We start from the raw sequence: 11,001 nt of genomic DNA, 5'->3' as shown, positions 1-11,001 counted from the left end.
GGCTCCGGCGGAGGGGCGCGCGCGAGCGCCGGCCTTCCCTGTGGTATCGTCGCGCCCGCTGGTCGATGGGACGCGCCGATGATCATACCCTCCGGAGCGCGCCGACCGAGGTCCCAGGGGCTGCCGGCGAGACGGTCGCCCTCCCCGCGGACGAGGGGCAGGCGGCCGCCGGGGGCGAGCACGCGGCCGAGGCGCCGGAGCGCGCCGGCGACTACCGGATCGTGAGCGCCCTCGCCCAGGGGGGCTTCGGCGTCGTCTACCGCGGGGAGCACGTGGAGCACGGCGCGCAAGCGGCGGTCAAGGTGCTGCACCCCGAGCTCGCCCTGCACCCCGACCTGCTCGCCCGCTTCGGACGCGAGGTCGAGGCGACGCGGCGGGTGCGGCACCCGGGCGTCGTCGAGATCCTCGACGTCGGCCGGCTCGCGGACGGGCGCCCCTACCTCGTCATGGAGCTGCTCGAGGGCATCGATCTCGCGCAGCTCCTGCGCGACCGCGGCCGGCTGCCGCCGGAGGAGGCGCTCGCCATCCTCGAGCCGCTGTGCAGCGCGCTCGAGGCGGCGCACGCGCAGGCGATCGTGCACCGCGACATCAAGCCGTCGAACGTCTTCCTGTGCGCCGGGGGCGACCGCCCGCGCGTGGCGCTGCTCGACTTCGGGGTGGCGAAGCTGCTCGACGCGGCCGGGCCTGCGCTCACGACGTCGCGGCACGTCGTGGGCTCGCCCGCGTGCATGTCCCCCGAGCAGCTCACGGGCCGACCGGTCGACGCGCGGTCGGACATCTACGCGCTCGGCGCGCTGACGTACACGATGATCGCGGGGGAGCCGCCGTTCTCGGGCGCGTCGCTCGTGGTGCTGCGCCAGCTCCACCTGTTCGCGAGCCCGCCCCGCCCGAGCGCGCGGGCGCGCGTGAGCCCGTCGCTCGACCGCGTGGTGCTCCAGGCGCTCAGCAAGGACCCTGCGGAGCGCCAGGCGTCGGTGGGCGAGTTCATCGCCGGCGTGCGCGCGGCGATCGCGGCGCCAGGATCGCGCGGCGATCGCGGCGCTGGAGGCGCGCGGCGCCCCGCGGTGGGCATCCACGTCGAGGTGCAGGCCGACCCCGGCGCCCTCGAGGCGCCCGACGCCGAGCTGCTCGACGATTTCGAGGCGGTCCTGCCGCTCGCGCTCGGCGCGCTCGCGGACGCTGGGTTCGCGGCGGTCGTCGAGGCGGGCACGGCCGCGCTGGCCACGGCCGACCGGCCGCTCGATCCGGCGGGAGACCAGGCGGCCCGGCGCGGCGCGGTGGACGCGGCGCTGTCGCTGATGCGCCGGCTCGACGCGCGCGCCGGGCGCGACCGGAGGGTCCACGTCCGCCTCTGCGTGCACGCCGGCGAGCTCATCGCGAGCAACGACGGCGCGCTGACGGGCGGAGACCTGCTGGAGCTCGCCGCCTGGGTGCCCGAGGGGACGGCGGAGGGCGTGTTCGCGTCGCCGGCCGCGCTCGACGGGCTCGGCGTCGCCGCGCAGCCCGCGCCGACGTCGCGGCGATCGAGCGCGCTGCTGCGCGTGCTCGACGCGGAACGGCGGTAGCGGGACCCCTCGCGGCCCGCCACGCGCAGATCCGCGCGGCACGCCCCAGGCCGCTTGCGTCTGCCTGGCGAGCGGCGTAGTTTCCGGCGCAATCGTATGGGCTCCCATGCATCCTCGCCGGCGCGGCGGAAGGCCGCCGCCCAGCGAGCGCCCGGCGGGCCGGACGCCCAGCGGGTCATGGACGCGATCCGCGGCATCGTGCAGCGCCTGCGCGTCTCGTCGCGGGCGTGCGAGCGGCAGCTCGGCGTGAGCAGCGCGCAGCTCTTCGTGCTGCAGCAGCTCGACCAGGCGGCGGCCGCGTCGATCGCCGAGCTCGCGCAGCGCACGCTCACGCACCAGAGCTCGGTGTCGGTCGTGGTGACGCGCCTCGCGGAGCGCGGGCTCGTCACCCGGCGCGCCTCGCCCGAGGACGCGCGCCGGACAGAGATCGCGCTCACCCCCGCCGGCCGCGCGCTGCTCCGCCGCGCGCCGCGCACGGCGCAGGCCGAGCTCATCGCCGCCGTGGACCGCCTGCCGGCGGACGAGCGCCGCGGGCTCGCGGAGAGCCTCACCACCCTCGCCCGGGCGCTCGGCGCCAGCGACGAGGCCCCACCCCTGTTGTTCGAAGGCGACGAGGCCCGCTCCGGCACCGGGGCGGGAGATCGCGAGGAGAGCTGACATGTCGAGCGCGACCCCCCCACATACCGCGGCCGCCGGGAGCATCCCGGTCGCCCCCTCGATGGGTCCGACCCTCGAGGACCTCCGCGTCCCCGCCCCGAGGGCCGCCGTCGACCGGCGGGTCGTCCTCGTGAGCGGCCTCGCGATCGCGATCGCCGTCGTCGCGTTCCTCGCGGCGGAGCTGCTCACCGCGCTCATCGCCGTCATCACGAACCTCGCGTTCTTCGGCCGGCTCTCCGCCGCCCCCGCGTCGCCCGCCGACCACAACCTGGGCGCGCTCGTGCTCGTCGTGCCGATCCTCGGCGCGCTCGTCGTCGGCGTGATGGCGCGCTACGGCTCGCAGGCGATCCGCGGCCACGGGATCCCGGAGGCGATGGAGCAGGTGCTCTTCAACCAGAGCCGCATCCCGCCGCGGATGACGCTGCTCAAGCCGCTCTCCGCCGCGATCGCGATCGGCACCGGCGGGCCGTTCGGCGCGGAGGGGCCGATCATCGCGACCGGCGGCGCGCTCGGCTCGGTGGTCGGCCAGGTGCTCCGGATCACCGCGGACGAGCGCAAGACGCTGCTCGCCGCGGGCGCCGCGGCGGGCATGTCGGCGACCTTCGGGAGCCCGGTGGCCGCCGTGCTGCTCGCGATCGAGCTCTTGCTGTTCGAGTACCGGCCGCGCTCGGTGATCCCCGTCGCCCTCGCCGCCGCCACGGCGGCCGCCGCGCGCTTCGGCGCGGGCGTGACCGCGCCGGCGTTCGAGATGCCGGCCGTGCCGCCCGCGACCGGCGCCGCGCTCGCCTTCTACATCGCGCTCGGCGCGGCGCTCGGCGTCGCGGCGATGGGCGTGACCCGCGCGGTCTACGCGATCGAGGAGGCGTTCGAGCGGCTGCCGCTGCACTGGATGTGGTGGCCGGCGATCGGCGCCGTCGCGATCGGCGTCGTGGGTTACGTCGCGCCGCGGACGCTGGGCGTGGGGTACAACAACATCGACGACATCCTGAGCGGCCGCCTGGCGCTCGCCGCGCTCGTCGCGCTCGCGCTGCTGAAGTTCGTCTCCTGGTCGATCGCGCTCGGCAGCGGCACATCGGGCGGGACGCTCGCGCCGCTCTTCACCATCGGCGGCGCGCTCGGCGCGGCCCTCGGCCTCGTCGCCGGCGCGCTCTTTCCCTGGTTCCACGTGGACGCACGCGTGGCCGCGCTCGTCGGGATGGCGGCGATCTTCGCGGGCTCCTCCCACGCGCTGCTCGCCTCGGTCGTCTTCGCCTTCGAGACGACCCGGCAGCCGATGGGGCTCCTGCCGCTGCTCGGCGGCTGCAGCGCGGCCTTCCTCGTGTCGAGCCTGCTCATGCGGCACTCCATCATGACGGAGAAGCTCGCCCGCCGCGGCGCGCGCGTGATGGCGGAGTACGCGGCCGATCACCTGGCGCAGCTCACCGTGCGCGAGGCCGCCTCCCGCCCCGCCGTGACGCTGGCCGCCGAGGACACGGTCGAGGTGGCCCGCGCGTTCCTGATGTCGCAGGGCGCGGGGTCGCGGCACCAGGGCTTCCCGGTCGTGGACGGCCGCGGGGAGCTGGTCGGCGTGGTCATGACGCGCAACGTGCTCGCCCAGCAGACCGGCGATCTCCCGATCCGCGCGCTCATCGGGCGGCCGCCCGCCGTGGTGTTCGAGGACAGCTCCCTCCGGGAGGCCGCCGATCACATGGTCACCGAGGGGGTGGGCAGGCTCCCGGTCGTGTCGAGGGAGGCCCCCCGCAAGGTGCTCGGGATGCTGACGCGCAGCGACCTGCTCGACGCGCACCGGAGCCGGATCGAGGCCGGGCAGCGCCGCGAGCAGGCGCTCGCAGGTCGCTAATCGACGAAGTACTCGCGGTCGCCGGCGAGCCCCTGCTCGAGCGCGGCCATGCCCTTGGAGACGTCGAGCTTCACGCCCTCGCGCTGGAAGCTCATCCCCATGGCGTAGAGCGTCTTGAACAGGTTGTGCGAGCGGCACTGCTCGCCCATCTGGCCGACGCGCACGATGTTGAGGCCGAAGGCGCCCGAGATCTCGACGCGGAAGGCCTTGGTCATGTACTCACGGATGCGGGCGCTGTCGACGCCGCTCGGCAGCTTGATGGCGAGCACGCTGTTGAGGCGCACGTCCTTCGCCGCGAACAGCTCGAGCCCCATCGCCTCGAGGCCCGCCTGCATGGCCAGCGAGCTCATCTCGTGGCGGCGGAACCGCCGCTCGAGCGTCTCCTCGCAGACGAGGCGCAGCGCCTCGTGGAGCGCGAGCACGCCGGGCACGGGCGCTGTGTAGTGGTACTGCTGGTAGCCCCAGAACCGCTGCGCGCGCGTGGCGTCGTAGCACCAGTGCGGGCGCGGCGAGGGGCGCTCCTCGACCACCTTCCACGCGTCCTGCGAGAACGCGCAGGCCGAGACGCCCGGGATCGACGACAGCGCCTTCTGCCCGCCGACGATGCCCACGTCGATGCCCCACTCGTCCATGTGCACCGGCATGGCCGTGAGCGTGACCACCGCGTCGACGATCGTGAGCGCGCCCTGCGACTTCGCGAGCTTGCAGATCTCCGGCAGCTCCACCATGCGGACGCCGCAGGACGTCTCGCCGTGCGCCATCGTGACGACGTCGTAGCGCTGCTTCTTCAGCGCCTCGCGCACGTCCGCGAGGGTGACGGGCCGCCCGGGCGGGCCCTCGAGGAAGGTGACGTCCGCGCCGACGCCGAGCGCCATCTCGCCGAGGCGGCCGCTGAACGTCCCCACCTTCACGCAGAGGACCTTGCGCCCGGGCCAGCACAGGTTCGCCACGGCCATCTCCATCGCCGCGGACGCCGGCCCGGCGATGCCGAGGATCTTGTCGCTGCGCGTCTGGAACGCGTAGGCCGCCATGTACTTCACGTTCTGGATGACGCGGTCCATGGTCGGGCCGAGGTGGTTGATGATGACCCCGTTCGCCTGCGCCACCGCCTGCGGGATGGGCACCGGGCCGGCGCCCATCAGGAGCAGCGGCTCGGACGGCAGGATCGTGGCGAGGGGCGTGATCGGCGGGGGCAGGATGGAGAACGACATGGCCAGAACCTTGGGCGAGGGCGCGGAGCCCGCTAGCAAGCCCAATGCATCCTGCCGCGTCAAGTTTTACCCGGCAAGCGGGCGCGGCTCTTGGCGGACGGGGTCGGCCGGCGGGCCCTGACGCCTTCCGTCACGTTCCGTCACGTCGTCGCTCCTGGATGTCCGGAGCCAGCGCGAGCTGCCGGCCAGGAGAGGCCCTGTTCGCCGCACGACCCTGGGGGGGTTCGAGCCATGCGGCGAGCACGACCTCCGCTGCCTTGCTTTGCAGGAGAGGCCCTGCTCGCCGCACGACCCTGGGGGGGTTCGAGCCATGCGACGAGCACGACCTCCGCTGCCTTGCTTTGCAGGAGAGGCCCTGTTCGCCGCACGACCCTGGGGGGGTTCGAGCCATGCGACGAGCGGGACCTCCCTTGCTCTGCTTGCTCTGGAGGAGGCCCTGTTCGTCGCACGACCCTGGGGGGGTCGAGCCATGCGACGGACAGGGCCCCCTCTGGTCTACCGTGACGAGCGGCAGCGAGCGGTGCGTCGGCCGAGCCCGGCTGGGGCTCATGGACAGCAAGGCTTGCTCCACGCCTCGTACGACAGACCCGAGGTGATCCCCGACATCACAGAGCGCAGCAGCGGAACAGGAGCTCCTGCATGTCGCGCCCTGTGACGGCATCGGGCGTAGCGCCTCAGCAGAGGGTCAGTCGACCCGTTCATACCACCGAGCGACGCCGCGTGATCGCCTGATAGGCCGCGGTGAGGAGGATGGCGCCGATCAGGGACATGAAGAACCCCGCCGGCTCGCCCTCGCGGTACATGAACAGCATGCGGCCGAGCAGCCCGCCGACGAACGAGCCGACGACGCCGATGATCATCGAGACGACCCACCCGCCCGGCTCACGGCCCGGGACAATAAGGCGCGCCAGAGCACCGACGACGAGGCCAAACAGGAGAAAGAGAACGAACGACATGATGAACCTCCCAGGAAGGAGCGAAGTGCTCCTCGTTGCTTGCAGACTGTTCAGCAAGCGCCGCGCCATGCCGCGAAGTCCGCGCTCTCCACAGGCGCCCGGGCGGACAGGACGCCGCGGACAGAGCCCGGGCGCGCCATTTCACAGCAGAATCCGGCTGCAGCACGCAATGCGGCCGGGAGAGCCGGGACGGCCTGCTCGTCCGGCGGGGACGCTTCCCCCGTCTCGGCGTGGCGTATTGCCTCAAACGAGCTGAAAGGGAGAGCGCGGGCGGGGTAGCCTGCCTCAATGTCCCCCTCCCCCTTCCGGATGGGGTCGGATCGCGCCGTCGTGGCGTGGCGGTTGCACGGGGTGGAGCGCAACGGCGCGCCGCAGAGAGGCGCGTCGGATGACCACTCAAGAGGAAGGTACGATGAGCAACGAAAGCGACCGTAACGAAGGAGCCGCGGAGGAGCTGGGCGGCAAGCTCAAGAAGGGGCTCGGCAAGCTGGTGGGCGACGAGCAGATGGAAGCGGAAGGCCGCGCCAAGGAGGTCAGGGGAAAGGTCCAGCAGGAGGACGCCAAGGCGGAGGAACGCGCGAAGGGCGCGCTCGAGGAGGCCGCCGGCGCCATCAAGAACCGGATCGGCAAGCTGGTCGACAACGAGCAGATGGCCGCCGAGGGGAAGGCCAAGGAGCTCCAGGGCGAGAACCGGCAGAGGGACAATCAGTAGGTAGAGCTCACGCCCGGAACGGGGCGCTGCCCCCGGACAGCACGCTGCCTGCTGCGCTGTTCGAGGGCAGCGTCCGCCCGGTCCATTGCCGAGCTCAGCAGCTCGACAGGGCGACCATGGTAGTTCAAATTACATTCGAGCCGATGTGCGCGCGCGCTACTCCGCCGGGTCGAGAGGCGGTCGGGGTGGCTCGGAGGTTCGCGCCTCGGCGGCCGGCCCGCGCCGGAGCTGCTCCAGCAGGAGCGGCATCGCGCCGAACCCGGCGTTGACGAGGCGCTCGTCGAGCCTGGCCAGGCCACAGCGGAACTCATACGCCCGGAGGTGCGCCTCGTTGTGAAAGTACCTGAGGTTCACGCCGGGTCCGACGGCCGCGTCGATCTCCATGGCCACGATCCGGAATCCCGCCTTCAGCTTGGCGATGATTACCGCATTGTTGCACGGCGCGTGCTCGCTCACCACGTAATCGAAGCCGAGCTCGCGCGTGTAGGCGAGGATTCGCCGGACGATCTCCGCATAGATGCCGCGCCGGCGGTAGGCGGGGTGGACGTTCGAGTGCCACATCCGGTACGTCTCGTCATCCTTCTGATGGCCGGAGAACATGGCCACGATCGCCTCGCCGTCGCGCGCCACCCAGAAGTCCGCGAGGCGATGGGCCCCCTCCGACGCCGCGAGCAACGCGCGGGCGCGCTGGCCCTCCCCGCCCGACAGCGCCCGGAGATCGAAGAAGACCTCGGCAGGGAAATGGCGGCGCAGCTCGGCGTCGTGCAGCGCCCAGTACGCCTCCGCGCCGGCGAGCCGCTCGACCGGGTAGAGGCCGGCGAGCGGCTCGCCAAAGTGCTTCTGACGAATCGGAATGACCCAGTCCCAGGCGTCGCTCATGCGGAGAGCCTACCATGGCGGGCCGCTTACCCCGAGTTTCCGCGGCCGAGGGGCGGATCGACTCCCCACTTCCCCGGCGCGCCGTCACGCTGTCGCGCCGTCACGCTGTCGCGTGGTCACGGTGTCGCGCCGTCACGCCTCCGTCGCCGACACGGCGTGCCGCTGGAGCAGCTCGCGCAGGTGGCTCCGGTCCATCCGGGCTGCGCGCGCGGCGCGCGAGAGGTTGCCGCCGTTCGCGCGCACGAGCGCCGTCAGGAACGCCCGCTCCCAGCGCGCGACGGCGCGCTCCTTGGCCTCGCGGAACGACAGGCTGAGCTCGTCGTCCCGGAGCGCCTCCGCCGCCGGGGAGCCGCCCTCCCGCCCCTCCGGGCCCATCACCGCCTCGCGAAAGAGCGCCGGATCGATCATGAGCACCGCCCGCTCCACGGCGCCGCGGAGCTCGCGGACGTTGCCCGGCCAGTCCTGGCGCATGAAGCTCTCGAGGAGCTCGCCGGGCGGGCTTTGATCCGGCCCCTGCGCGAACTGCCGGTAGAAATGCGCCGTGAGCAGCGCGATGTCGTCCGGGCGCTCGCGCAGCGCCGGGACGCGGAGGCGGACGATGTTCAGCCGGTAATAGAGGTCCGACCGGAAATTGCCGCGGTTCACCTCCTGGCGGAGATCGCGGTTCGTCGTCGCGATGACGCGGATGTCGAGCCTTGTCGGCTCGACCGTGCCGATGCGCCGGATCTGCCGCTCTTCAAGCACGCGCAGGAGCTTCGGCTGCATGTCGAGCGGGAGCTCGCCCATCTCGTCGAGCAGCACCGTGCCGCCCCGCGCCGCCTCGAAGGCGCCGACGCGCGCCGACTGCGCGCCCGTGAACGCCCCCTTCGCGTGCCCGAAGAGCTCGGCCTCGATCAGCGTCGGCGGGATCGAGCCGCAGTCGATCACGACGAACGGCCCGTTCGCGCGCGGGCTGCTCTCGTGGATGGCCTCGGCGAGCAGGCCCTTGCCCGTGCCCGTCTCGCCCTCGATGAGCACCGTCGAGTCCGACGCGGCGATCCGCGGCAACGCCGCGAAGATGCGGCGCATCGCGGGGCTCTGTCCGAGCACCCGGCCGTACCGGTCCTCGTCGCCGAGCGGCTCGCGGATCTCCTCGGCCAGCAGCTCGAAGCGGAGCGTCGACTGCCCGATCCCGAGCGCGGCGCCCGGCTGGAGGTAGGCGGCCTCGATGCGGAAGCCCGAGAGGGTCGTGCCGTTCTTGCTGCCGAGATCGCGGAGCAGGAAGCCCCGCGGGGTGACGGTGATCACGCAGTGGTGCCGCGACACGGCGCGGTCGGTCAGGATGAGCTGGTTGCCGGGTGCGGTGCCGATCACGAACTCGGCCGCGTCCGACACCTGGGCCGCCCCGGCGTCCGGGCCGGCCGTCACCTGCACGCGGAAGCGGCTGAACGCGATCTCCTTGGAGCGGACCTTGAGGAGCGCCGTCTCGGCGCTCGCGTGACCTTTCGCCTCGGAGCCCATTGCGCCAGCGTACCACGAGGCCCTGCGCCGCCGGGGCCGGTCGGTGGCCCCCGGGCGCAGCGGCTTCCCGCGGGCGCACCGGAGCCCTACAGGGGTCCGCCATGACCCCGGCCAGCCCAGGCGCGCCGCGCGGCGCCGACGCGGACGTCCTCGTGATCGGCGCCGGCTTCGGCGGCCTCGGCGCGGCGCTCTCGCTGGCGGAGCGGGGGGCAAGGGTGATCCTGTGCGAGGCGCTCCGGTACCCCGGCGGCTGCGCCAGCACCTTCGAGCGCGGCGGCTACCGCTTCGAATCCGGGGCCACGCTGTTCTCCGGGCTCGCCCCGGAGCAGCTCTTCGGGCGGTGGATCGCGCGCCACGGCCTCGACGTCACGGTGGACTGGATCGACCCGCTCGTCGAGCTGCGGACGCCCTCGCTCCGCCTCCGGATCGGGCGCGACCGCGACGCGCTCGTCTCCGCCCTCGCGGGCCTGCCGGGCGCCCCGGCGCGCGGTCTCCGCGACTTCTTCGCCTACCAGGCGCGGATCGCCGACACGCTCTGGGCGCTCTTCGACGACCCGGCCCTGCTGCCGCCGCTCGGCGCCGGCGCGCTCCTGCGCCACGCGGCGAGCGCGCCGCGCTACGCCGCGCTGCTGCCGGTGCTCGGGCGCCCGCTCGAGCGCGTGCTCGCGCGGTTCGGCGTGGCGGGCTTCGCCCCGCTGCGGCAATACCTCGACGGGCTCTGTCAGATCACGGTGCAGTGCGGGGTCGCCGAGGCCGAGGCGCCGTTCGCCATGGCGGCGATGGACTACTACTTCCGCGGCACGGGCCACGTCCGCGGCGGCATCGGCGCGCTCGCGTGGGCGCTCGTCTGGGCGGTCGAGCGGCTCGGCGGCGAGGTGCGCATGGCGAGCCGCGTGCGCTCGCTCGATCCAGTCCCGGGCGGCGGCTTCCGCGTCGGGACCCGCTCGGGCGAGATCCGCGCGCGCCACGTCATCGCCAACCTGCTCCCGCAGGACCTGCGCGCGCTGCTCGGCGCCGCGCCGGGCGCGCTGCCGCGGCTCGACCGGCTCGCGCGCGACGTCGAGGGCGGCTGGGGCGCGGCGATGCTCTACCTCGTGGCGCGCGCGCCCGAGGGCGCGCCGGCCGCGGCGCACCACCTGGAGCTGGTGCAGGACCCGGCAGCGCCGTTCACGGAGGGCAACCACCTGTTCGTGTCCGTGAGCGGCGCGGCGGACGAGGGCCGCGCGCCGCCCGGGCACCGCACGCTGACCGTGTCGACGCACGTCCCGCTCGCGAAGCACAGCGCGCTTCCGGCCGAGCAGCAGGGCGACACCATCGGCGCGATCCAGGCGCGGATGCGCGAGGGGCTCGCGGCGCTCGCGCCCGAGTGGAGCGAGAACGTCGTGCACACGCTGACGGCCTCGCCGCGGACGTTCGCGCGCTTCACCGGGCGCGCGGGCGGCGCCGTGGGCGGCGCGCCGCGGCGCGCGGGGCTCGGGCACTACCTTTCGGTGTGGCCGCGCCCGGTGCAGGACGGGCTCTGGATGGTCGGTGACTCGGTCTTTCCCGGGCAGAGCACGCTGGCGACGGCGACAGGCGGCGTGCGCACCGCCGAGAGCGTGGCGCGGCGGCTCGGGCTCGCGCGGGGCGGGCGCTGAGCGGCGATCGGAAGCAGGAAGCAGCGAGAGCGACGACGCGCGAT

Annotated in this window: 9 protein-coding genes; 5 read left to right on the top strand and 4 right to left on the bottom strand. The window is 73.7% G+C overall.

Translation table 11 applies throughout. The features are described from left to right. The first annotated feature begins 65 nt into the window (after nucleotides 1-65). From WMF24_RS02740 to WMF24_RS02730, 3 genes are all read left to right on the top strand, one after another. On the top strand, nucleotides 66-1,565 hold the full coding sequence (locus tag WMF24_RS02740; protein ID WP_437734771.1) for a serine/threonine-protein kinase: 1,500 nt from the start codon (nucleotides 66-68) through the stop codon (nucleotides 1,563-1,565). Nucleotides 1,566-1,661: 96 nt separating this feature from the next. Next, nucleotides 1,662-2,222 carry a MarR family winged helix-turn-helix transcriptional regulator gene (locus WMF24_RS02735; RefSeq protein WP_437734770.1) on the top strand — a complete coding sequence of 187 codons (561 nt, stop codon included), beginning with the start codon at nucleotides 1,662-1,664 and terminating at the stop codon, nucleotides 2,220-2,222. A gap of 61 nt (nucleotides 2,223-2,283) precedes the next feature. After that, the gene (locus WMF24_RS02730) at nucleotides 2,284-4,062 is read left to right on the top strand and encodes a chloride channel protein (protein WP_437734769.1); all 1,779 of its coding nucleotides are present in this window, start codon (nucleotides 2,284-2,286) and stop codon (nucleotides 4,060-4,062) included. On the opposite strand, the gene WMF24_RS02725 is transcribed toward WMF24_RS02730, so the two are convergent. Further along, the gene (locus WMF24_RS02725; RefSeq protein WP_437734768.1) at nucleotides 4,059-5,273 is read right to left on the bottom strand and encodes a pyridoxal-phosphate-dependent aminotransferase family protein; all 1,215 of its coding nucleotides are present in this window, start codon (nucleotides 5,271-5,273) and stop codon (nucleotides 4,059-4,061) included. The genes WMF24_RS02730 and WMF24_RS02725 overlap by 4 nt on opposite strands. A gap of 698 nt (nucleotides 5,274-5,971) precedes the next feature. Then, complete coding sequence (locus tag WMF24_RS02720; RefSeq protein ID WP_437636129.1) at nucleotides 5,972-6,229, bottom strand: GlsB/YeaQ/YmgE family stress response membrane protein; 258 nt, start codon at nucleotides 6,227-6,229, stop codon at nucleotides 5,972-5,974. A 388-nt stretch (nucleotides 6,230-6,617) separates the two neighbouring features. Between WMF24_RS02720 and WMF24_RS02715 the strand changes: the two genes are divergently transcribed. Then, a complete protein-coding gene (locus WMF24_RS02715; RefSeq protein ID WP_437734767.1) occupies nucleotides 6,618-6,941 on the top strand; it encodes a CsbD family protein in 324 nt (107 codons plus the stop codon). 156 nt (nucleotides 6,942-7,097) lie between these two features. Here WMF24_RS02715 and WMF24_RS02710 read toward each other — a convergent pair whose 3' ends face one another. Beyond that, nucleotides 7,098-7,820 (bottom strand): GNAT family N-acetyltransferase, encoded by a 723-nt coding sequence (locus tag WMF24_RS02710; RefSeq protein WP_437734766.1) that lies wholly within the window; start codon nucleotides 7,818-7,820, stop codon nucleotides 7,098-7,100. A gap of 132 nt (nucleotides 7,821-7,952) precedes the next feature. Continuing rightward, a complete protein-coding gene (locus WMF24_RS02705) occupies nucleotides 7,953-9,320 on the bottom strand; it encodes a sigma 54-interacting transcriptional regulator (RefSeq protein WP_437734765.1) in 1,368 nt (455 codons plus the stop codon). A gap of 101 nt (nucleotides 9,321-9,421) precedes the next feature. Here WMF24_RS02705 and WMF24_RS02700 point away from each other — a divergent pair, with 101 nt between their 5' ends. Then, a complete protein-coding gene (locus WMF24_RS02700) occupies nucleotides 9,422-10,957 on the top strand; it encodes a phytoene desaturase family protein (protein ID WP_437734764.1) in 1,536 nt (511 codons plus the stop codon). Nucleotides 10,958-11,001 lie beyond the last annotated feature (44 nt).

Origin of the sequence: Sorangium sp. So ce1335, assembly GCF_051521615.1 — a bacterium.
In the GTDB taxonomy this organism is placed as follows: Bacteria; Myxococcota_A; Polyangia; order Polyangiales; family Polyangiaceae; genus Sorangium.
Note: the sequence above shows the minus strand (reverse complement) of the source record. Positions and strands in the feature narration are given on the sequence as shown.